We start from the raw sequence: 23,663 nt of genomic DNA, 5'->3' as shown, positions 1-23,663 counted from the left end.
GCTTTGTCAGGGATGTATTTCATAGATAATTCGTAGATAAGCCGTAGATAACCCGTATATACTCCATTCCTATAGATACGGGTTATCTACGGCTTATCTACGAATTATCTACAGCTTACCTGGGAGTTATCTACCTTATATAACTGATACACAGTAGGTTTCGGGATAAAGGTTTTATATCGCTCCAGGTCTTTACCGGGTATTGGGGATGATGGGCGCTGATTTTTTTCATTCACATCGGATTAACGTTTTCGTAATAAAAAATTCCTTTATTTCGCTATCGTACTGTTTCAGCATCACACATTGTTAGCCTATGAAACAGCTACACCGTTTTTCTTAACCATATTGCTTGTTAACCGCCTGCGCCATCGTGCACAGGTTAACCGCATCACATTAAAGTCCCGAATAGATTGTTATGCTAACTGTTTGTTCATTTCTACGGAAATGCTGTATGCTTTTCTTATTGGTAGCTGCCAACGATAGCTATGGACAGGAACGGTCTTCTTTTGATATGACAGCGCCAACGACTGTCTACAAGCCGTCTTCCGCTGCCAGCGAACTGGTGAAGGTCACTGATATTCCCGTTAGCACTTACAGCGGTACGGCCAATGTCAGTTTTCCGTTGACAGTCATCCAATCTGGTACCCTTCGTCATTCAGTCACGTTGAGTTACACAGGTGGCGCCGGAATTCCTGTTGATCAGGAAGGTAACTGGGTAGGACTAGGCTGGGACCTTTCTGTAGGGGGTGTTATCACCAGGTCTGCTATGGGAAAGAATGATGAGCTGGTGACTACACCGGGTTATACTGCCGCTGCGAAATCAACGAAGCTGCCACTTTATACGGACAGCAATCCGACCAACTGGCTGAATGGCCTCAGCACCTGTAACAAAAAAGACATAGGCGAAGGAAGACTGGACCTTTCACCGGACCTCTATTTTCTAAATTTTGCTGGCTATGCGGCCAAAATGTTCTTCGATAAAAATGGTCAGGTTTTCTTCTCTCCATATAAAGCATGGAAACTATCAGGCAATCAGACCACCGGTTTTACTATTGTAACAGAGGATGGTAACAGGTATGAATTCAGGAACATAGAACATTCATCTACCAGTTCGGAAACTTATCCCGGGGACGCAATTAGTGTTAATGCAGGTAATTCCGCGTGGTTTCTTACCAGAATAGTTTCCGCTACTTTACGCGATAGTATCACGTTCAATTATACACCGCTGACATACACTTATGAGGACGGGATACCCTCCTATACCGTTTATGATCTGTTGCCCGGGCAAAGTAATACGCCCTGCTCAGGAGGTGGTCTGATGGATACGCATAGGGAAAGTTATACGCTGAATTATCAGACACTCCATACGCATGTACTGAATAGTATCACCTGTAACAGCGGGAAAATATTGTTTGCAATCAGTAATGATCGTAAGGATGTTAACTCAGGTAATAAATACAGATTAACGGGGATGGAAATTTATGCAGGATCGACACTGTATAAAAAGATGCTGTTCAATCAGCAATATACAAATGCCACAAAATCAGACCCTTTGACTAAGCGAATGTTATTATCTTCATTCTGTGAAACAGGTGGCAATGATACGCTGAAATACCTGTTTTCATACATTGATCCGGAGGCACTGCCTTCTAAAAAATCATTGTCACAAGATCACTGGGGATATTTCAATGGAGAAAACAACAGCACGTTAGTACCTGCCTATGATGATAATATGGGTAATGTTTTAGCGGGTGCTAACCGTGAACCAGACGCTATTTACATGCAGAAGGGCCTGTTAAAGGCAATAAATTATCCCACTGGCGGCGTAGCAACGTTTGATTATGAACCTCACCGGTATTCGTACTATAATGCACAGTATCAGTATTCACCGAAAGGGATAGACTCCGTTATGACAGATGCTTCCCTCACTGCCAATACGAACGCCGTCAAGACAACATCAGGCATAGCTGCGGATACCGTGATGATTATTGTACCTGATATCATCGGACAAAAAACAACGATTACCTATTTTGTAAAAGGAAAGATTGCGGGTGATGCATTGGCGGAAGTATTGGTCTATGATGCTAACTGGCGCTTAAAAGCAGCGGCTGGAGACTCACGTAATCAGACACTTACAATGGCGTTGACGCTAAACAGAGGACAGCGATATTATCTGATAGCACGACGTGATCTTGTTACAGAGCAGGCCAGGATCAGCGTGTATTATAAGAAATACGATTACTTTCCTGTTCCTGCTATATATAGCAGGACGGCGGGTGGAAACAGAATAAAACGAATAACATTATTTGATGGAATTGATCACCGTAATGATATTGTCCGGCGGTATGAATATATGCTCAATGATAGCATCTCATCCGGTGTATTACTCGATCTGCCTAAATATGAGGATGTTACATTCACTGCATACTATTGTAATGTCTCTACTTCGGAGGGCGGCGGACAGCCATATAAGACAGGTGATCTGCCGTATTTTACCAGATATTCTACTTCGTTAAATTCCCTGGGACGAACGCAGGGATCTCCTGTGGGGTATTCCAAAGTAAGCATATTCAGTGGTGAACATGGGGAAAATGGCAGAGAGGACTTTTTCTATACAATCACCGGTTTGTATGACGAAGGTGGTAACGGGTATCCCTATGCGCCTAAATCCAGTAAAGAAGACCTGAGAGGATTATTGCTGGCACACAAAATTTACAATGCGGCGGGTAATATACTTAAAGCGACGACAAATGAATATGCAATGAACAACGCAACAGGAGCCCGGAATTTTGCCTGGATATGGGGTGCGAAGATCGGTATCCGTAAATCAGATGGCTATCCGACAACTATCTGTCCGGAAGGCAGTAAATGGAGCTTTATTGGCAGTATGTATAAACTTTATCAATACTGGCCGGTGTTGGGTTCGAGAACGGATAGTACTTATGATAACGACGGGAATGTACTCATCAGTAAAGTAAGCTATCAATATAATCCATATAATTTACAGATAATCAATGAGACATCCGTCAGCAGTGATCTGAGTGTACTTTCTAAAACTTATAAGTATCCGACTGACTATAGAGGGACGGCGGTATATGATAGTATGGTCGCCAGGAATATCCTGAATGAGAAAATAGAAACAGTCATCACACGTGATAACGAGCAGATTTACCGGGACAAAACAAACTTCGGTTTCTTCCATACTTTCAATGCGCCGGTTTCAAAAGAATTGATCAACGGTGATGGTCCGATGGAAAGTCGTTTACAGTTTCTGCGGTATGATACTGATGCTCATTTACTGGAACAGGCCAAAACGGAAGATGTACATGAAGTATATCTATGGGGATATCGCAATGAGCTTCCGGTGGCGCGCATAGTTGGCGCGACCTATAATGAGGTAGCCGGACTGGTAAACGCCAGCGTGCTTAATAATCCAGCTTCTGATCAGGCATTACGGGATGAAATTAATAAGATCAGGACAGCCCTGGCTGATAGTAATACACAGGTGTATACATATACCTATTCTCCACAGGCAGGTGTGACCAGTGAAACGGATCCTTCAGGGCGTGTAATATATTATCAGTATGATGGTTTTCAGCGACTGGCGACAGTAAAGGATGTCGACGGGAATATTATCAAACACTTTGATTACAGATACCAGCATCCTGTTAATCAGTGAGTTGCTCAGGATGAATTGTCGAGGGTATACTGTAGATAATTGCCGGGTGCGCTGTGCTTCGTTCAGCAAAATACCTAAGAAGTGTTTGTCATTGATAAGGATGATTTCATCATATATTCCCAGGTTGTCGCAGTGGTCTTTGCGCTATGGCTAGCCAGATGCCTAAGAAGTAATTTGTCACTGATAAGGATGATTTCATCATATATTCCCAGGTTGTCGCAGTGGTCTTTGCGCTATGGCTAGCCAGATGCCTAAGAAGTAATTTGTCACTGATAAGGATGATTTCATCATATATTCCCAGGTTGTCGCAGTGGTCTTTGCGCTATGGCTAGCCAGATGCCTAAGAAGTAATTTGTCACTGATAAGAATGACTTCATCATATGCCCTGAAGTAGCTACAGTGGTGTACTTGTGAAGAGGCGCTGTTCTTTAGGCAGCAGTTTGCTTAGGTGGTGATTTGTCATTAATAAGGATGATTTCATCATATATTCCCAGGTTGTCGCAGTGGTCTACTGCGCTATAGTCAGCAGAATACTTAAGAGATGGTTTGTGCGATATATGGAAATGATTTGAGAGTATGTCCCAAAAGTAACGGCAGGAGCTTACTGTTCAATAGGACGCGCGTAATGTTCAGGAGTTGATTTGTGGAATTCATAGAGGGCATTTTAACACGTTGAGATGATATATGGTATACTGAGCATCCATCAAATCATTAACGTATCCCAAAAACAACCGCAGGAACCACCCATTCCATTAGGAAGGCAATTCCTGCGATATCATCCATGCCGATAAAGGCATTTTATCAGGGTTTCAATATTGTATTAAATGGTATACTTCTTCTTTAACTCTTTCAGTTGTGGCGCTCCAACACCCAGCTCTTTCTCAAAGAAGTTCTCTACGGAACCATACTTTGTTACGATAGCGGCGAACATAGCTCTGATGTACGCTGGTCTGAGTTCCATTGCTTTACGAACAGTCTGTTCATCCAATCCGGTGCCTGTCGTAAATGACTTGAACATACGGGCATTCATTGGTTCCAGGTACACATTGCTCGCTACATAGTCAGCTTCGATCGTTTCCTGTGGCACGCCGAGGGCATACAGGAAGAGTGCTGTTGCCATGCCGGTACGATCGCGGCCACCGGTACAGTGGTACATGATCGCTTCGCCTTTAGGCAATGCCAGCAGCTGCTGGAACAAAGGTCTGTAGCGTTCGCCGAGTGGAGCGGTATTGCTATAGAATTTTTCGAGGAAGCCACCTTCTTTGATTTGCTGGATGATCTGTCCTGCGCCTGGCAGACTATCGCTTCCCGCCGGACTGAGGGTATATTTAGTACCCGGCAGCAGATGATCAGGAGCCGCGGCTGATTCTTTGACACCACGGAAATCGATCACAGTATGAATATTACGTTTTTCCAATGTAGCCAGATCCTGTTCCGTCAGCTTGCTGACATCAGCAGAGCGGTAGACTCTACCCCAGGCAACAGTTTTACCGTCTTTGGTAGTGTATCCACCGGCATCACGGAAGTTGACGGTGCCCTGCATCTTTACCACACGTTTGGAGCTATCTGCCAACTGGGCAAAGGAAATATACGGCGCCAGCAAGGCGCAGGCCAATACTAATTTTTTCATATTACAGCTGTTTTGTTTTTTTATAGAAAGTTATTTGATGATATCCCAACGAATACCTGCCTGTCCACGGCTACCGTACCACTCTGTAGAGGTTACACGGCGTTTATCACCCATGTATAATCTGAGTGGTTCATTGGTGAGATTGTTCAGTTCTACGAAAACACGCAGGCTTTTGGTAATGTTGACAGTAGCAGAGGCATCGATGGTGAAGTTCTTATCTGTCCATACGAAGAAGTCCTTACCTGCTGCCTGATTGATCGTTTCTACAGACGCGCCGCGGTAGTTGCCCGCCAGACGTACCATTACACCATTACGCTCGTAGAACAGGATACTGTTGAAGATGTTTTTGGACTGATTCGGAAGACTTGTTTTGTCTGACAGACCAGTACCTGTTCTTGGTACTTCCACTTCTGAGTGGATATATGTATAGTTGAATTCTACGCCCAGACCAGCAAGGATACCTGGCAGGAAACTCAGGCGTTTATTGATACCGCCTTCAAAACCAAATAGTTTGGCGTCATTTAAGTTTCTTGCCTGTGTCACTACATAACTGCCGCCATTCTCGTTATAGGTAGTTCTGTCGGAGAAGATGACGTCTTTGATTTGTTTGTAGAACACGCCTCCGGATAACAAACCGATGTTACTGAAATAATATTCTCCCATAACGTCGAAGTTGCTGGAGAAGGTCGGTTTTAAAGCAGGATTTCCTCTGGTGATGGTTACGGGTGATTTTGAATTATCGATCGACTCACCTGGTGTCAGGTCAGTGAAGTTTGGACGGATAAAAGTACGGGTATAAGCAGCACGCAGGTTCGCATGATCGTTGAGTGCATATTTCAGGTGCAACATTGGCAGCAAGGCATTGTAGTTGTTTTTTACAGCTACATCGCTGATTTCAGTGGCACCATTTGTGGCATCTTTGGTCGCTTTGGAACCCCGCATATTCAGTGTGGTATACTCGTTGCGTACACCAGCTACGATCTTCAGTTTGTCGGTAGCATCTATTTCGGCCATCGCATAACCTGCAGCGACGTTTTCTGTACCGGTATAGAGGTTAGTTGCATTCGAAGCGGAGGTATAGTCACCGAAACCATTGGCTCTCAGAGTAGCAGGATCGTATAAATTGAAAAGCTGCTCTTTGGTGATAGGGTCTATCATCATATTATCATGATTGCTCTTCAGTTTTGTGAAGAAACCCGCTTTTTCCGGGAAGGCTGTGCGTTGTAACTGAGAAAGTGTCAGCAAAGCAGGTGAGTTCGGGATACCCAGGGCTGCTCCCGGCAGGTATACTATATTGGACCCGAAAGTAGAAGTACGGTCTTTGTGACGGTATTTGCCCCCGAATTTCAGGTTTACTTTAGAAGCCACATTGACTTTAAAATTCAGCTGTGCAGTCTTGTCGTGTTCTTTAGTATCCAGCTGAGAGATTACCAGCTGCTGTAAAGTCAGTTTGGAGGCATCCATTACTTCAGAAGGGTCTTTCAGACCAGCATCAAAATGCAAAGGATCACCACCAATGCCGTCTGGAGAGTCAAATCCCCAGTAACGTTTACCGTCAGCGGAGAGATTTTTGAATCCACCGTTGATCTTTTGACGGAATGTTGCAATAGGTAAGCCTTTGTTGTTATTGGTCGGTGGTGTTTCCAGGAAGAATTTTGTGTAATAGTCGCTCACTGCCCAGTCCATTTTGATGCGGGAAGACAACTGGTGCTCACCTCCTAATTCGGCGCCATTTAATGTGGTCTGGTAGTAAGAATAGCGGTAGTTATATTGATAACGGCTGTTATTATAGTCGACATAAGATTCATATACCGGACGGATATCATTGAACTTGTCCATCAGTCCGCGGAAATAGATCTTATTGCTGGTGTTGAATTTATACTCCAGCCCTACATTACCGCCATAAGTCTGGCGACGTCCCATATATCTTTTCAGCATCACGGTACTGATGGATTTCTGTTGGGTCGGATCGGCCAGACCGGTATTGTACGCGATATCATAAGAGTCGGTACCCCATTGCCTGTCCCAGATGGCACCAGCGACCATTACACCCAGTTTACCTTTAAAAAAACGGTCGCCATATACAACCGAGCCATTATAGGTACCATTCTGAGAGAAAGTATTATAACCACCAGCGGCGCTGACATTCAACTGTCTTTTCGCCGGAGCGGTACGGGTAATGAAATTGATACTACCACCAATGGCATCACCTTCCATATCAGGAGTCAGGGCTTTGGCGACCTGTACATACTGGATCATTTCAGAAGGAACGGCATCGAGCACAGAGTTACGTCCGCCGGTTACATTGGCACTTGGCAGACGACTGCCATTAAACATAGTAGATGTCCAGGCGAAAGGCGTACCTCTTACGGTCGCCGCATCTGCCTCTCCATGGTAACGGGCTACTGCAACACCCTGTACACGCTGTACGGCTTCTGCAGCATTACGATCAGGCAGTTTCCCGATCGCATCTGCCGCGATCACGTCCATTATAGCGAGGGAATTCTTTTTGATACTCAGGGCTTTGATCTGAGAAGGCGCCATGGTGCCTTTTACCAGTACCTCACCCAATTGCCCTTCTGTAGGTGTCAGTATGATCACACCGGCATCATTGATACCAGTTTTAATATCGAGTTCTATTTCTTTTGGTGTATGTCCTATATAAGATACCAGGACCTTTACCTTGCCTGTTGTATGTGTGTTTAGGGTAAAACTTCCGTTCAGGTCAGTAGAAGTGCCTTGCTTTGTGGCAGGGCTCTGTATCGACGCACCAGGTAATTGTCCTTCTTTACCTGACACGGTTCCTTTAATTGTCTGCGCATTTGCAAACACCGTGGGTAAGACCATGGCTGACAATATTAACAGTCTTGCCGGCGATATTACCTGTGTTGTTCTCTGCTTAAAAAGAAAATACATGTCGTATGATTTTCCACAAAATTGCCTCATCCCGGATGGCTGTGCGACCGTATGCAACGAATGCTACCTACAGGCGTTCTTTTCAGTCGAGACGTACGTGCAAGTATTGAAAATCAAATACTTAAACAAGGTTAAGAAATCGTTACGGAATAGTTTTACGGGGGGTGAGAACGCGTGTTTCGGTGATTAATGTGATCAGTAATTATTGTTTTCTCTTGTGGGACTTCGGGCTTCGTAGCTTACTTATTTTAGTGCAGGGGGCTTACGCTGCGGTTTCAGATGGGACCTCTGGCTGACGCTCTTTGAAGTTCCTATCTATTGAACTTGGGAGGTCGTGTTGGGCGTTGGGAATTTCTATTTAACCCTTGTTTGGCGGTGGGCGTATTTCAAATAGCTGAGGCCAGGGTCTCCATCTGAAATCCTTCGCTATGACCTGACTGTCTCAATTCAATAGACTTACAAGAGACAAGTGTCTTCATAAATCACGATTGTTCTTGTGGATATGACTGAAAATAAGTCTCTGTTACTCAGCTGATTCTCATCAAGATAAAACTGTTCTATGCACTTACCCCGCTGTGTAATTGACTATGAGAGGCATAAAACACCGATTTCATCCAACTAACACAATTGAAAATCGCCCCTGTTACCATCAAGATAACATTGTGATAACATTGCTTTTATATTTTAGCGACACGAGCACACATATGATCTATGTTATTGCAATAGGGACGTTCCAGGCATTTACAGCCGTTCTATTACTATGGACGAACAGATTGAAAAGCAAAGCAGACGCCTTGCTTATTCTACTGCTGTTATGTATTGCCGCACATCTGGCAACGAAATTCTATATCTACACTGTTGTCAGCGATGCGCATATCCGGTTCCAGATGAACACCTTTATTGGTTTCTGTTATGGTCCACTGCTCTATCTATATGCACTTAAAAACAAAGACGAATCATTCATACCTGCCTCCCGCTGGTATGTATTTATCCCGTTTATATTAGGAGCGATCGGTTACCTGACTGTCGTATGCGTACTGGAATTCTCTTTGCAGGCGGGATATGCCGCTTTGCAGATCTATAACCAGACCTCCACCTGGAGTATGCTGGCTGCGGGTACTTTTTTCCCATTGCTGGCGCTTAACGTTGCCAGGAAATATTTGCAACAGAAACCACAGGAACGACAGCTGATAGAATGGATTTCTTATTGCCTGCTAACGATCAGTGCTGTGGCACATGTTTTTCAGGGTATACATGCATTGAACTGGGTGGAAGATAAAGACCTGATCTTCTGCAGGGATATTGTGTATTCGATCCTCCTGATCGTGTGTTTTATCATTATCCGTTATAAATACGTGGCGGTTGTTCCCACGGCCACCGTGCATAGTATATATAGTGAAACCGTTGCGGGAAGAGATAAGCAGGAACAGATATCGGCAGAAAAGGCAGATCTGATAGATATACGGGAACAATCCTCCCCTGTTCGCAGAACCCAACTCACCACTACCGAGCATCGTGAGATCATGGACAAACTGGAGCAACACCTGCAACGGACGAGGATATTTACTGATGCAGACCTGAATATGGATAAACTGGCCGGTTCTGTTGGCATCAGCAAATACCATCTTTCTGAAGCGCTGAATTCCTATGCCTCCAAAAGCTTTTACCAGTTCATTAATGAAATGCGCATTGAGCGTGCCATTCAACAGATGCAGTTTATGAGCAGCAAGGCACTCCCCGTTAATGTGCTCACACTCGCTTTTGACTGCGGCTTCAAAGCCAAGTCCTCTTTCAATCAGTATTTTAAGAAGATCACTGGTCTGACGCCTACAGCCTACCTCCGTTCTGTAGCTGAGATGCGGGCTGAAACATTGTAATCTTTCCTATCTTTGGCTATATGAGCCCTATCAAAACAAGGAAAGTCCTCCTTTATTTCGTACTGTTTTTACTGACCATCCCATTAGGCCTGGCTACACGGCGTTATCCCGGTTATTTTCCGTCTATCATAAGTGTGTATGGCGGCGATGTACTATATGCCACCTGCCTGTTCTTCCTTTTACGCTTTCTCTTTCCGGTGACAGAACTGCTGAAAATCGGCGTTATCAGCTATCTCGCCTGTATCGCCATTGAATTACAACAGCTGTATAAAGCCCCGTGGATCGTGGACCTGAGAAGGACCTTCCCTTTCGGATTGATACTAGGTTATGATTTTGCCCTGAGTGATTGTGTCTGCTATTTTATAGGCTGTGTACTCGGACTGGCTATCGGTTGGCTAGTGGAACGACGTAGTCCTGCTCACTAAACTCCTTTCCTGTTTTCCCATAAATGCCTATTTTCTCCCGTGTCAATTTTATTCGTTATAATAAATTGGTTATGAAACTATTTAAAAGCGTCACGTTATTATTACTATCATCCATCTCCCTCAAACCATTACAGGGATGGAGCCAGGGATTTCTTGCAGCCCAGGGCACCAAAATCGTAAATGAAAAAGGAGAAAATGTACTGTTAAGGGGTATCGGCCTGGGTGGCTGGATGCTCCAGGAAGGATACATGCTCCGGGTAAATGGCCAGGGCCAGCAACACAGGATCCGCGCTGGTATTGAAAAGCTGATCGGTCCGGAGAAAACACAGGAGTTTTATGACGCCTGGCTGGACAATCATACCACAAAGGCAGATATCGACTCACTGAAAGCCTGGGGATTTAATTCCGTTCGTTTGCCCATGCACTTTAATCTGTACACCTTGCCGGTTGACAAAGAGCCTGTCGCCGGACAAAACACCTGGCTGGAAAAGGGATTTACCATGACAGATAGTTTATTGTCATGGTGTAAGGCCAATCATATGTACCTGATCCTGGATCTGCATGCAGCACCAGGCGGACAGGGAAACGACCTGAATATCTCCGACAGAGACGGTGCTAAACCTTCTTTATGGGAAAGTGAGCCCGATCGCCTGAAGACCGTCGCGCTCTGGAAAAAACTGGCAGAACGCTACCGTAATGAGCCGTATATCGGTGCTTACGACATCCTGAATGAACCTAACTATGGTTTTGAGGATCCGGACAGCGATAAAAATGGTCTGAAGGAGCAAAACAACGTTCCGCTGAAGAAACTTATGCAGGATATTACCCGCGCGATTCGTGAAGTAGATGACCGTCACATCATCATCATTGAAGGAAATGGCTGGGGAAACAATTACAACGGTATCCTGCCGACATGGGATAAAAATATGGTGCTGAGTTTCCATAAATACTGGAACCTCAACGATACCAAATCCATTCAACACATCCTGGACTTCCGCCAGAAATACAATGTGCCGGTATGGCTCGGTGAAACCGGTGAAAATTCCAATGTATGGTTTACAGAAGCGATCCGCCTGTTTGAAAAGAACAATATCGGCTGGTCCTGGTGGCCTTTGAAGAAACTGGGTGCCAATAACCCGCTGGAGATCAGGGCAAATGACAATTACATGCGTGTGATAGACTATGTGAGCGGTAAAGCCAGTGCGCCATCCGCAGATATTGCCTATGAAGGCCTGATGGAAGTTGCCAGGGCAGCAAACATCAACCGTAATATCCTGCACCGGGATGTGATCGATGCGATGATCCGCCAGCCGTTCAGTGATAAAACGCTTCCATTCAAAACCAATAATATCAATAACAAAGGTGAGATCAAAGCGGTAGATTATGATCTGGGAGCCCTGCGTGCCGCTTATTTTGATACAGATACTGCTAACTATCGCATTTCCAATCCAAAATGGACCGGAGGTAACCGTGGCAGGACGTATCGTAACGACGGTATTGATATTGTTGCTGATTCGGCAGAAAAGGATACGTATTATGTAACCGATATTGCTACCGGGGAGTGGATGAAGTATACCGTGTCTGTACTGCTGAAAGGCAAGTATAATATCTCCTTTGTGGCGGCTCCTGGTAAGACGCCGGGTAAACTGGCGCTGAGCATTGATGGTAAACCGGTAGGAAAAGTAACGGTGATCCCTGCAAAAGAGAACACCAACGGTGCCTGGCAGACTTACACACTCAATAACGTACCATTAAAGAATGGCCGCCAAACCCTCCGCTTATCCGCCGAGTCGGGAGGATTTGACCTGAAAGCCATCCGTTTTGAGAAGTCCCCTGTCCCATAAACGCCTTTTATGCTTTTGGGTAAAGCAAAGACGATAACGATATCAATAAAGTTGTGTTAAAGGAAAGTCCTGTCGGTCAATACTGACAGGACTTTTCAATTTCAGGAGTGCGATTGTCCCTCTAACTCCGCTATCTCTTCGTCAGTAAACACCCGGGAACGGGTATGAAACCTGACCCCCAGCGGAATTTCCAGTGAAAAGCTACTACCACGCCCTCTGATGACGTCCAGAATCAGCTGCGTGTGTTTCCAGTAGTTAAACTGGTCCGCACTCATATAGAATTTACACCCGGCGACCTCGCCCAGGCATACATCCGATGCGCCCACTTTAAACTCCCCTTCCGGAAAGCACATCGGTTGAGATCCGTCACAACAGCCCCCACTCTGGTGAAACATGAGGGGGCCATTCGTGTGACGGAGCTCATTGATCAAGGATATGGCTTCGGCTGTTGCTATGATTCGAGCGGTCATGAATATCAGTTAGCAATTAAGTATTAAGAATCAGGGATAAGAAAGAAATGCAGGAGTCAGTAAATCAGGACGTTACGAGTCAAACATCTGCATCGATATCTTTTTTAAGCATAATAGAAGCCTTTATTCACCGGTCTTCACTGCATTTCAATCCTTGATTTTTAACGCTTAATCAGTCATTAAAAGAAACCTAATTTCTGTTTGCCATAAGAAATCAGCATGTTTTTGGTCTGACGATAATGATTCAGCATCATCTTATGCGTTTCTCTGCCAAAACCTGATTTCTTATACCCGCCAAATGGTGCGTGTGCAGGATAAGCATGGTAACAGTTCACCCATACCCTACCGGCATTGATCGCCCGGGGTACCTGGTACAGTTCATGCGCATCTCTGGTCCATACACCTGCCCCTAAGCCATACAGGGTATCATTGGCGATAGCGATGGCTTCTTCTGTTGTTTTAAAGGTCGTTACACAGGCTACCGGTCCGAAGATCTCTTCCTGGAACACCCTCATTTTGTTGTTTCCCTTCAGCAGGGTCGGTTGTACATAATAGCCATTTTCCAGGCCGCTGTTCTGACGGAAAGCCTCACCGCCTGTCAGCACTTCTGCACCTTCCTGTTTACCAATATCCAGGTAACTAAGGATCTTCTGGTACTGGTCTTCGGAAGCCTGTGCACCCATCATGACGGTCGCATCCAGCGGATTACCCATTTTAATAGCTTTTGTACGCTGGATCACGCGCTCCATAAAACGGTCGTAGATATGTTCGTGTACAAGGATACGGCTGGGACAGGTACATACTTCACCCTGGTTGAGGGCGAATAATACGGCTCCTTCCACTGCTTTATCGAAAAAGTCATCGTCTGCGTCGGCGACACTTTCGAAGAAAATATTCGGACTCTTACCTCCCAGTTCCATGGTCACAGGAATCAGGTTTTCTGAGGCATACTGCATGATCAGTCTACCGGTAGTTGTTTCACCGGTAAATGCAACTTTCTGCACTTTTGGAGAGGATGCCAGCGGTTTACCTGCTTCTACGCCAAAACCAGTCACGATATTGAGCACCCCTTTCGGCAATACCTGACCAATCAATTCCATCAGCACCATAATACTGGTAGGTGTCTGCTCCGCGGGTTTTACTACTACGCAGCAGCCGGCAGCCAGTGCAGGCGCTATTTTCCAGGTAGCCATCAGGAGCGGGAAGTTCCAGGGGATGATCTGTCCGACAACACCGATCGGCTCATGCAGATTGATGCTGACAGTAGTTTCATCGTGTTCGCTGATGGTGCCTTCTTCGCTGCGGATCACACCGGCGAAATAGCGGAAGTGATCAACAACCAGTGGCAGATCTGCCGCTTTGGTTTCCCTGATCGGTTTACCGTTGTCTATTGTTTCAACGACAGCCAGGTAATCCAGGTTGTCTTCCACGATCTGTGCAATTTTGAGCAGGAGATTACTGCGGTAGGAAGCAGCTGTTTTACCCCATGAGGTGAAAGCAGCATGCGCCGCATCGATGGCTTTGTCAATATCCGCAGCATTCCCCCTCGCAGCCTGTGTAAATACTTTACCATCAATTGGGGAAATGTTATCGAAATATTCACCGCTGGATGGTGGCGCCCATTCACCGTTAATGAAATGATCATATCTGGGTTTGAATTCAGGACGTGCTGCCAGGGTCGAAGGGGCAGCAGATGTGGCAATGCTCATAATAGTGGAATTTGGTTTAACATGAAATAATACTGCTAAGATCACGAACTAAGGAGAAGACGCGGATATTTTTGTACTTATTTATAGCACGATCGTACCTTAATTTTGAGAAGGCGGGAAATTTGGTTAACTTGTTAATAGTAAATAGATTACTCTTATGCAGATAAAAAATTATTTGCAGAAAATTGACCTTACCGTTCCACGTGAGTTACAGGCGTTAGTGGAGAACAGACGCGTGTTCAATCTGCGCAATTGTGAATTGAATATTTTTGAAAGTTATGAGCAGGCGTATCACGTACCACTCACTTTCAATGACCTCGTCATAACCAGCATGATAAGAGGCAAAAAAGTGATGCATCTCTCTGATAAACCTTCCTTTGATTATCTGCCGGGAGAAACCGTTATTGTACCTCCGCAGGAAACAATGATCATTGATTTCCCTGAAGCCACTGCAGAGAATCCGACACAGTGTATTGCCCTCGCCATCGATGACGTCTACATCCGTGAAACGGTGGATTATCTCAATAATTACTATAACAGCGGAGAAGGCAGACAAAATTGGCAACTTTCCTTCCACCAGTACCATTTTGAGAATAATCATGAGATCACAGAACTCATCAATAAACTGATCCGTATCTGCACCAGTGATGATAAAACCAAGAATATCTATGCTGATCTGCAACTGAAAGAACTGTTGATCCGGCTCCTGCAAAGCCAGCAGCTGGGGCAGGCCGTAGACGGCAGTGTAACAGATAATAATGGGAATCGCCTGAATTTCGTATTACACTACATCCGTGAACACCTGACAGAAAAGATTGCGGTGGATGCGCTGAGCAGAAAAGCTTATCTGAGCAGGAATCTGTTCTTTAAATGGTTCAGAGAGCAGTTTGGGATTACGCCGGTGGAATATGTCAACAAAGAAAGAATCAAACTGGCGAAGGAATTATTAGCAAAGCCGCAAAGCTCCATCTACGATGTGAGTAAGCTATGCGGCTTTACCGATGTGAATTATTTTATAAGAGTATTCCGAAAGATGGAAGGTACAACGCCTAAAGCCTATCAATCGTTAGGAATTAAGAATTAACAATTAAGGATTAAGAATTACCGCGGAGATCTACGCTGCATTCCAATTCTTAATCCTTAATTCTTAATTGTTCTTACTTCTTCCATTCGTTATCCGCAGGCGTATAATCCATATAGATAATACCATCCAGCTTTACAGCCGTCACACTTTTACTAACCGGCACATTCACCGTAATACGTTTGCTGCCGTTTTTCCATACCGCAGGCGTCTGGTGTAATGTTTTGCTGCTACCATCCTCAAAAGTCACTACCACATCAAAAGGAATCGCGAATCCGCCGTTATTCAGGACGGTCAGTTCTGCGTTGTCTTTCTTCGTCTTTACGTCTGCCAGTTGCAGGTCAATATAGTTATTGCTAAAGAACCAGTTATTCCAGAACCAGTTCAGGTCCTGCCCGGAAGCTGTATTAATGGAATTGAAGAAATCCCAGGGCATCGGATGTTTGCCATTCCAGCTGTTCATGTATGCATGCAGTGATTTACGGAATGTCTGATCGCCCAGCAGGTCTTTCAGTGCGAGGTATGCCAGGGATGGTTTACCATAGGCATTATTGCCATAACCAACACCACTTAACTGGTGAGATTGTGCAATGATCGGCTGATCTTCTTCCGCGGAGGCATCGTTGATATAAGATCGTACACGGAATAACTGATAGAATCTATCTGCTGCGGCTTTTCCTTTCTCCGCAATACCGATCAGGTATTCGAAGGTAGTCGCCCAGCCTTCATCCATGAAAGCATAACGGCTTTCGTTAATACCCATATAGAAAGGAAAATACGTATGTGCGATTTCGTGGTCCTGTACCAGCTGTGCAAAGCCTAATTGCTGGCCGACAGTCGCATCATTGACCATCATCGGGTATTCCATATCAGCAAAACCCTGGAAAGCGGTCATCGTCGGGAAAGGGTATGGTATGCCCGGCCAGTTGCGGGAGAACCAGTCCAGCGCATAGCGGGAAAAATCCACAGAATGGTGAAAGTCCTCGGCAGCATCATCGTAGGCGGCCTGAACACTGGTGCGTCTGCCGATGGTGCTATCTACCACTACGCTGGAAGCATCCCATACATAATGATTGCTGGTACCGAAAGTAACATCGGCGATGTGGGAGGCGGTGAATTTCCAGGTATTCCAGTCTTTCTGCTGTGTCACCTTGCCATTGCTCATTTCTGTTTTGCTGGCAATATGCATCAGCTGGTCAGCTGTATAAGAGTCTTTCAGCCTTTTAGCGATCTCCGGTTGCAATACATCCGCAGCATTCTGCAATACGCCTGTTCCCCAAACCACATAGTTTTTAGGCACTGTTACAGCCACATTATAGTCATTGAAATCACTGTAGAACTCTACCCTGTCCATGTGTTCGATCAGGTCCCAGCCATTGTAGTCGTCATATACAGAGACGCGTGGATAGGCATAGGCCAGGAAGAAAGTAGTACTGTCTATTTTACCTTCTCTTCCACTTTGTTTTGACAGCGTATAATGCCAGCTCACGTGCAGGTCCAGACTGTCCTTTGCATTCAGCGCCGATGGCAGTTTTACATTACCTACGGTGGCGATATCGTTGTCAAAAGGCACATTCGCACCGTTAACCAGGAACGTATCGATAATAACGCCTTCTTCTGTCAGGAAGTCCCTGCCGACATAACCGGAGCGGGGTGCGTTTACTTTATGCAGATTACAGATCAGGCGGATCACCAGACTGCGCAGTGTATCCGGACTGTTGTTGATATAGCGGATGTTCTCCTGGCCGTATACCGCGCCGGAAGGGGCATTGACCTTTAACTGTATATCATAACGGCCTTTATTCTGCCAGTAACGTTCTCCGGGTTGTCCGTTCTTTGATCTTGTCTTATTGGCATAGGCCTTTTTAATGTTGCGGGGTACATACAGCTCCTGGGCTGAAGCCATGCCGGCATAGCCGAGCATCAGCATCAGAGCGATCAGCATTCTGGTCATAAGTAGTATTTAGATATCCTGCAAATATACATCCCCCTCAGAATAGTAGGATGAAACAGGCATAATGATTGTACCACTCATCATAAAAACAGATACACATGAGTACTTTCACCATTGATCACAACAACAGCCCATTGACGATCGAACAAGCCGATAAGCACCGTTTTAAGGTAGACTTGCCCGGCAAGACCCTGGTCCTTTTCCTGAAGCAGGATAATGAAGGCGCTAACCACTGGTTTGAAGACGGTACAGATAATGAAACACCTGAAACAAAGGAAATTGGTATGGCGATCGATAATTATCTGGCGAAACAATGATTTTAACCTGGGTTAAAATGTTTCTGCGTTATTGCTGGTAGTTTTGCTGTATCAATTACAAACACAGTAAAACCACAGCAATGGCAACGACAAAAACATTAACTACCGGCGATCGTATTCCTGAATTCAGTTTACAGGATGAAAAAGGCCAGACATTCAATATCCGGGATTATATCGGCAAAAAAAAGCTGGTGATCTATTTCTACCCGAAAGATGAAAGCGGTATCTGTACAAAAGAAGCCTGCTCCTTCCGGGACAGTTATGCCGACTTTACAGATGCCGGCGCCATCGTGATCGGTATTAATGCCGGTAGCGTGGAAAGTCACCGTTCATTTAAAGAACATCATCGCCTGCCATTTACATTACTGAGCGATCCGGATAATAAGGTGCTGAAACAATTTGGTATTAAAAACATACTGTTCCTGACAGGTAGAGAAACATTCCTCGTAGGACTGGACGGAAAGATCGAAGCCAGTTTCAGAGGCTTTCTGAAAGGAGATGCACATGCGGAAAAAATGCTGGAGATGTTGCATGTTAATGTTTAGCTGACTACATACTGCCTGCATAGGGTTAAGGCCCTATGCAGGCATTTTTTCTATGCCTCCCTCCCGGCTGCTCACAATTATTTAATATAAGAATTAGCGGCAGCCCTATTACTTTTGGGCCACGTAAACAAAGATGCTGCTTTATGTCAGGCCAAGTAAGTGAATGGGATGACAACCAATTATTCCGGGAATTTCAGCATGGCGACACAGCGGCCTACGGAGAGATCTACAGGCGCTTTTCCGCTGTTCTTTATCAGCATGCATACCGTATGCTGGAGAATGATGCGGATGCACAGGATGTGGTACAGGAAGTATTTGCCAATCTGTGGACAAAAGGCGCAGCCCTCCGGATCAACGGATCACTCGGGGCATACCTCTACATCAGTACGCGCAACAGGGTACTAAACCTGATCTCCAGTCAACGTTCCTATCAGCATCATCTTGACAGCCTCCGCCAATTCATTTCAGAAACAGATACCAGCACTATAGAACAGTTGAACGAAAAAGAACTCATTTCCTGTATAGAAAAGGAAGTGAGTCTGCTACCCGCAAAAATGCGGGAAGTATTTGAACTGAGCCGTAAAGCAACCCTGTCCCACAGAGAAATAGCCGAACACCTCGACCTGTCACCCGATACCGTTAAAAAGCAGGTCAGCAATGCAGTGCGCATTCTCAAACACAAACTGGTACATTTCATTTTTATGCTTTTTTAGGCGCCTTTATCGCTTAACATTAAGTTAATACACCTCCTCTACTCCCTCCTTCTTTTTGCCCTGTCATTTATATGTACGCACACGAAAGTGCGGCACTATATGGATAATCAGGCACTCAGGCAATTAATACAATCTTATATTGATGGTACATGTACCGCAGAAGAGCGGTTACGGGTTGAGACATGGTATAAAAACCAAAGTGAAAAGAATCGTTCGGGCGTACCGGAAGAACAGATTGCTGCAGCCCGGCAACAAATCTGGGAGAAACTGCAACCACCGCGTATCCGCAGGATGATCCCGATATGGAAAATAGCCGCCGCCGTACTGTTCCTCCTGGGAACAGGTTATCTTTTATATCTCCTGTTATCCGGACCCAAACATACCTGGAAGGATCTGTATGCAGAAGGAAATATCCCCTATCACCTGCAACTACCTGACGGATCGGACGTATGGCTGAACGCAGGCAGTCATCTGCGTTATCCGGCAACTTTCAAAGGGAATGAACGGCGGGTGGAGCTTGTCAGCGGAGAAGTATGCGTTCATGCAACAGAAGATGCTGCCCGTCCTTTTATCATTACATCCGGACATTTACATACAAGAGTACTGGGTACTATTTTTAACGTACGCTCTTACGCCGGTCTGCCTTTTATACAGGTCAGCGTACAGGAAGGAAAGGTAGCCGTCACACAGGATGGAGATGCCAACGCCATGATATTATTGCCGGATGAAAGAGCCACCTTGTATACAGGCATAAAAGACCTGGTAAAAGACACCGTAGAAGCAGCTGCGATCAGCGGCTGGACAACAGATCAGCTTTTGTTTAATAACGAAAGGCTGGATATGATCGCCGTATTACTGGAGAATAAATATAATGTACATATTTCCTTTGCGGACACTGCCTTATCTGCCTACAAAGTAACGGCAGGATTTGCAGCGAAGGACAGCATTCAGGAAGTATTGGAGGTACTGAGCCTGGCCAATAATTTAACCTACAACAGGAAGGGGAACAACATCGTGTTCAATAAACAATCGCAATAAAAAACCGGTAATTGGGTCGCTACCGGTCAGGACCGGGAAACATCAATCAGTAACTGCAATCACATATTGATCTTCCCGGCTGGATTCATTATGATTTAATCAAAATTAAAACCAGCGCAAAGGTATGAAAATTTGTACCAGCAACGTCATGTCGCTTATTCAGCGGCGTGCAAAGGCAGGCTATTGCCTGATCATTCCCGTATTGCTGGCCGCACAACTATCAGCTGCGGGCCACCAGCAAACAACATCTGATCCTGTTTTAAAGGAGACGATCGACTGTACCATCGAAAGAAAATCATTGAAAGAAGCACTGGCCATCGTACAAAAGAAAAGTGGCTACCTGTTTATCTACAACGAGAAACTGCTTTCTCCGTACACGGCTGTCAGCGTAGATGCAAAACACCAGTCGGTAGCAGACGTAATTTCCACGCTGCTGCGCAATCTGCCCCTGACCTATAACATCCGTAACGGGAAGGTGATCATCATGGAAAAAGCCGGGGCTAAACGTCCGCAGACAGCCAATGATATCAGTGGCAACGAGGAGAAGGTAAAAGGGAAGATCACCGACGAAAATGGCGTTCCATTGCCGGGTGTAACTATTCTCATCAAAGGAAGTAATAAAGGCGCTATCAGCGATGGGAACGGCAACTTCTTTGTGACCGTAAACGATGATGAAACACTGGTGTTTTCCATGTCAGGATACAAATCGAGGGAACTGTCCGTGGAAAAAGAAATGAAGGTGACACTGACAACGGATATCCGCGGACTGAACGAAATGGTCGTAGTCGGATATGGTGCACAGAAGAAAAGTGACGTTACCGGAGCCGTAGCTTCTGTGAAGGCAAAAGATATCGCAGAACAGCCGGTTTCCAGCCCCATAGAGGCGTTAAAAGGTAAGGTCGCGGGTCTTGATATCGCCAATAGTGGTAATGAGCCGGGTGCAGGTGCCAGTATCGTATTACGTGGTCAGCGTTCTATTTACGCGGGCAACTCTCCCCTGATCGTACTGGATGGTATTCCCCTGGCCAGTACTGACCCGATCAATAGCCCGAATGTCAATCTGAATGAGATCAATCCGAATGATATCGCCAGTATTGAAGTACTTAAAGATGCTTCCTCTACCGCTATCTATGGTTCCAGAGCGGCAAACGGGGTGATCCTGATCACGACAAAGCGAGGTACTGCGGGGCAGACCAACGTGTCTTATGACGCCTATTACGGTACTACCCGTATCACGCGTAAACTGGATGTGATGGATGGTCAGCAGTTTGCACAACTGAGAAGAGAAGCTGCCAGGACGAATGACCCGAATAACGCCTATCCTGCGGATGCTACCCTGTTTGACGATATCGCACTGAAATCACTTGCTACAGGTCGCTCTACCGACTGGCAGGATCTCGTCTACCAGGCCGGTTCCAAACAGAATCACCAGGTATCGGTAACGGGTGGCAAAGAGCGCACACAGTTCGCCGTATCCTTCAACTATTACAGGGAAAACGGCGTGGTAGAGAAGGCGGATTATTCCCGTGGCTCCCTGCGTATCAACCTGGACCACCAGGTCAGCAAAAGCCTGCGTTTCGGGGTTTATTCCTTCCTGACACGTTCCGCCGAAAATACGGTCAGCAATGACGTCTTTGACAATATGCTGCGTAATAACCCGCTCGGTGTTGCATATGACAGTCTGGGTAATCTGCTGTTCCGTCCCAATAACGACGAAGGACAGCGCGTGAACCCATTAATGGATATAAAGAACTATACCGATCAGACCTATAAAACCCGCATTTTCAGCAGTCTTTACGGGGAATGGGATATCACCAAAGGCCTGAGTTACCGGCTGAATGTTGGTCCGGAGATAGAGAACGACCGTAACGGCGCATTTGCCGGTAGTCAGACGACCACCAACCAGGGTGGTACGCCAGCTGCCAGTGTATCCGACCGTGAATTAACCTCTGTTACCATCGAGAATATCCTGAAATATGACCGTATGTTCGGGAAAGATCATCACCTGAATGTGACGCTCTTACAAAGCTCTCAGCAACAGGAACTGAGCAGCACCAGTACGACCGCCAATCAGTTGCCTTATGAAACACAGAGTTATCATAACCTGTCTTCTGCCGGACAGGTGTTAGGGATCACCAGTGATTACCAGAGAAGCCTGCTGTTGTCTTACATGGGGCGTATTAACTACGATTTCAAAGGCCGTTACCTGCTGACACTCACCGCCCGTAAAGATGGATCATCCGTATTTGCTGCAGGTCATAAGTGGGAATCCTTCCCATCCGCCGCTTTAGCGTGGCGAATAGATGCCGAGCCTTTCATGCAGCGTGTAACCCCTGTTTCCGCGTTAAAACTGCGTCTGAGTTATGGTAAGACCGGGAACAACGGTATTCCGCCTTATGGTACTTTCAGCATACTCGCGCCTAATCCTTATGGTTTTGGCAATACCGGCGCCAGTGGCTTTATTCCTTCTACTATTTCCAATCCGGACCTGAAATGGGAAACTACCAGAGAATTCAACGCAGGTGTTGATTTTAGCCTCTTTAAAGACAGGATCTCCGGTGCGGTAGAACATTATATCGCCAATACAGCTAACCTGTTGCTGACACGTGGTATCCCTGGTAGCACCGGTTATACAAAAGTGTTACAGAACATTGGCGCTACGCGCAATAAAGGATGGGAAATAACCCTTTCAACTGTCAATATCAGAACCAGAAGCGGTTTCCAGTGGAGAACAGATTTCAACTTCGCTACCAACAGGAATAACATCATCCGGCTTTATGGCGACGGCAGAGATGATATCGGTAATGGCTGGTTTATCGGAGAAGCGATCACCTCTATCTATAGCTATAAAAAGATCGGTATCTGGCAGACCAATGAGAAAGACCAGGCTGCTACCTATGGCTATAAACCAGGTATGATCAAACTGCAGGATATCAACAATGACAAGGTACTGGATGATAAAGACCGTACGATCCTGGGTTCAAGAACGCCTTCCTGGACCGGTGGTATTACCAACCGTTTTTCTTACAAGGGACTGGAGCTGACAACGGTAATCAACACCAGACAGCATTACCTGACCATCTCCCAGTTTTACAATAACAACAACCGTCTTGCAGGACGTTACAATAACCTGGATGTAGACTACTGGACACCGGAAAATCCGACCAATGAAAACCCGCGTCCTGACAAGAACCAGGAAAGTGTATTCATGGGTAATACGCTCCAATACCGCGATGCCAGCTTTGTACGTATCAAAAACCTGTCCCTGTCATTTACACTGCCAGCCAGGATGCTGCGTGGCGCAGGATTAAAGAATCTGCGCCTGAGTCTCAGCGCTGAAAATCCGTTCACATTCACTTCCTACAAAGGACAGGATCCGGAGTTTGAATCAGATGGTACCCGTGCGATGTATCCTGCGGTGAAAATGTATGCCATCGGACTGAATGCATCCTTTTAATCATTAAA

At 45.7% G+C, this 23,663-nt stretch carries 15 protein-coding genes; 10 read left to right on the top strand and 5 right to left on the bottom strand.

The features are described from left to right. Nucleotides 1-451: 451 nt before the first annotated feature. Complete coding sequence (locus tag BMZ72_RS06445) at nt 452-3,679, top strand: RHS repeat protein (RefSeq protein WP_089806371.1); 3,228 nt, start codon at nt 452-454, stop codon at nt 3,677-3,679. Nucleotides 3,680-4,499: 820 nt separating this feature from the next. On the opposite strand, the gene BMZ72_RS06440 is transcribed toward BMZ72_RS06445, so the two are convergent. Beyond that, nucleotides 4,500-5,309: a tyrosine-protein phosphatase gene (locus tag BMZ72_RS06440; RefSeq protein WP_089806369.1), complete on the bottom strand. Its 810-nt coding sequence runs from the start codon at nt 5,307-5,309 to the stop codon at nt 4,500-4,502. Nucleotides 5,310-5,339: 30 nt separating this feature from the next. Beyond that, nucleotides 5,340-8,225 carry a TonB-dependent receptor gene (locus BMZ72_RS06435; RefSeq protein WP_089806366.1) on the bottom strand — a complete coding sequence of 962 codons (2,886 nt, stop codon included), beginning with the start codon at nt 8,223-8,225 and terminating at the stop codon, nt 5,340-5,342. 704 nt (nt 8,226-8,929) lie between these two features. On the opposite strand from BMZ72_RS06435, the gene BMZ72_RS06425 reads away from it, so the two are divergent. The 3 genes from BMZ72_RS06425 (at nt 8,930) to BMZ72_RS06415 (ending at nt 12,371) form a co-directional block, all read left to right on the top strand. Further along, entirely contained in the window at nt 8,930-10,102 is a 1,173-nt protein-coding gene (locus BMZ72_RS06425) for an AraC family transcriptional regulator (RefSeq protein WP_177222694.1), read from the top strand. Nucleotides 10,103-10,122: 20 nt separating this feature from the next. Further along, a complete protein-coding gene (locus BMZ72_RS06420; protein ID WP_089806361.1) occupies nt 10,123-10,527 on the top strand; it encodes a ribosomal maturation YjgA family protein in 405 nt (134 codons plus the stop codon). Nucleotides 10,528-10,598: 71 nt separating this feature from the next. Further along, nucleotides 10,599-12,371, top strand: a complete 1,773-nt coding sequence (locus BMZ72_RS06415; protein ID WP_089807280.1) for a cellulase family glycosylhydrolase — start codon at nt 10,599-10,601, stop codon at nt 12,369-12,371. 101 nt (nt 12,372-12,472) lie between these two features. Here the strand turns inward: BMZ72_RS06415 and BMZ72_RS06410 are convergent, their stop codons facing one another. Then, nucleotides 12,473-12,841 carry a DUF779 domain-containing protein gene (locus BMZ72_RS06410; RefSeq protein WP_089806359.1) on the bottom strand — a complete coding sequence of 123 codons (369 nt, stop codon included), beginning with the start codon at nt 12,839-12,841 and terminating at the stop codon, nt 12,473-12,475. 179 nt (nt 12,842-13,020) lie between these two features. Beyond that, nucleotides 13,021-14,550, bottom strand: a complete 1,530-nt coding sequence (locus BMZ72_RS06405) for an aldehyde dehydrogenase family protein (RefSeq protein WP_089806357.1) — start codon at nt 14,548-14,550, stop codon at nt 13,021-13,023. Nucleotides 14,551-14,707: 157 nt separating this feature from the next. On the opposite strand from BMZ72_RS06405, the gene BMZ72_RS06400 reads away from it, so the two are divergent. Next, a complete protein-coding gene (locus tag BMZ72_RS06400) occupies nt 14,708-15,634 on the top strand; it encodes an AraC family transcriptional regulator (protein WP_089806355.1) in 927 nt (308 codons plus the stop codon). Nucleotides 15,635-15,707: 73 nt separating this feature from the next. Here BMZ72_RS06400 and BMZ72_RS06395 read toward each other — a convergent pair whose 3' ends face one another. Beyond that, complete coding sequence (locus tag BMZ72_RS06395) at nt 15,708-17,585, bottom strand: M1 family metallopeptidase (RefSeq protein WP_089806353.1); 1,878 nt, start codon at nt 17,583-17,585, stop codon at nt 15,708-15,710. Nucleotides 17,586-17,683: 98 nt separating this feature from the next. Between BMZ72_RS06395 and BMZ72_RS06390 the strand changes: the two genes are divergently transcribed. From BMZ72_RS06390 to BMZ72_RS06370, 5 genes are all read left to right on the top strand, one after another. Further along, nucleotides 17,684-17,902, top strand: coding sequence for a hypothetical protein (locus BMZ72_RS06390; protein WP_089806351.1), 219 nt, complete (start codon nt 17,684-17,686; stop codon nt 17,900-17,902). A gap of 80 nt (nt 17,903-17,982) precedes the next feature. Then, nucleotides 17,983-18,447, top strand: coding sequence for a peroxiredoxin (locus BMZ72_RS06385; RefSeq protein ID WP_089806350.1), 465 nt, complete (start codon nt 17,983-17,985; stop codon nt 18,445-18,447). 143 nt (nt 18,448-18,590) lie between these two features. After that, complete coding sequence (locus BMZ72_RS06380) at nt 18,591-19,160, top strand: RNA polymerase sigma factor (protein WP_089806348.1); 570 nt, start codon at nt 18,591-18,593, stop codon at nt 19,158-19,160. Nucleotides 19,161-19,259: 99 nt separating this feature from the next. Next, complete coding sequence (locus BMZ72_RS06375; RefSeq protein WP_089806346.1) at nt 19,260-20,198, top strand: FecR family protein; 939 nt, start codon at nt 19,260-19,262, stop codon at nt 20,196-20,198. Nucleotides 20,199-20,322: 124 nt separating this feature from the next. After that, nucleotides 20,323-23,655: a TonB-dependent receptor gene (locus tag BMZ72_RS06370; RefSeq protein ID WP_089806344.1), complete on the top strand. Its 3,333-nt coding sequence runs from the start codon at nt 20,323-20,325 to the stop codon at nt 23,653-23,655. The last annotated feature ends 8 nt before the right edge of the window (nt 23,656-23,663 follow it).

Source organism: Chitinophaga sp. YR627, from assembly GCF_900114995.1.
GTDB lineage: Bacteria > Bacteroidota > Bacteroidia > Chitinophagales > Chitinophagaceae > Chitinophaga.
The sequence above is the reverse complement of the archived record's forward strand: the minus strand, read 5'-3'. Positions and strand labels throughout refer to the sequence as shown.

Bases quoted from the DNA above. Each gene is read 5' to 3' on its own strand.
- BMZ72_RS06445 (WP_089806371.1), top strand. From the start codon at position 452: ATGCTTTTCTTATTGGTAGCTGCCAACGATAGCTATGGACAGGAACGG.
- BMZ72_RS06440 (WP_089806369.1), bottom strand. From the start codon at position 5,309: ATGAAAAAATTAGTATTGGCCTGCGCCTTGCTGGCGCCGTATATTTCC.
- BMZ72_RS06435 (WP_089806366.1), bottom strand. From the start codon at position 8,225: ATGTATTTTCTTTTTAAGCAGAGAACAACACAGGTAATATCGCCGGCA.
- BMZ72_RS06425 (WP_177222694.1), top strand. From the start codon at position 8,930: ATGATCTATGTTATTGCAATAGGGACGTTCCAGGCATTTACAGCCGTT.
- BMZ72_RS06420 (WP_089806361.1), top strand. From the start codon at position 10,123: ATGAGCCCTATCAAAACAAGGAAAGTCCTCCTTTATTTCGTACTGTTT.
- BMZ72_RS06415 (WP_089807280.1), top strand. From the start codon at position 10,599: ATGAAACTATTTAAAAGCGTCACGTTATTATTACTATCATCCATCTCC.
- BMZ72_RS06410 (WP_089806359.1), bottom strand. From the start codon at position 12,841: ATGACCGCTCGAATCATAGCAACAGCCGAAGCCATATCCTTGATCAAT.
- BMZ72_RS06405 (WP_089806357.1), bottom strand. From the start codon at position 14,550: ATGAGCATTGCCACATCTGCTGCCCCTTCGACCCTGGCAGCACGTCCT.
- BMZ72_RS06400 (WP_089806355.1), top strand. From the start codon at position 14,708: ATGCAGATAAAAAATTATTTGCAGAAAATTGACCTTACCGTTCCACGT.
- BMZ72_RS06395 (WP_089806353.1), bottom strand. From the start codon at position 17,585: ATGACCAGAATGCTGATCGCTCTGATGCTGATGCTCGGCTATGCCGGC.
- BMZ72_RS06390 (WP_089806351.1), top strand. From the start codon at position 17,684: ATGAGTACTTTCACCATTGATCACAACAACAGCCCATTGACGATCGAA.
- BMZ72_RS06385 (WP_089806350.1), top strand. From the start codon at position 17,983: ATGGCAACGACAAAAACATTAACTACCGGCGATCGTATTCCTGAATTC.
- BMZ72_RS06380 (WP_089806348.1), top strand. From the start codon at position 18,591: ATGTCAGGCCAAGTAAGTGAATGGGATGACAACCAATTATTCCGGGAA.
- BMZ72_RS06375 (WP_089806346.1), top strand. From the start codon at position 19,260: ATGGATAATCAGGCACTCAGGCAATTAATACAATCTTATATTGATGGT.
- BMZ72_RS06370 (WP_089806344.1), top strand. From the start codon at position 20,323: ATGAAAATTTGTACCAGCAACGTCATGTCGCTTATTCAGCGGCGTGCA.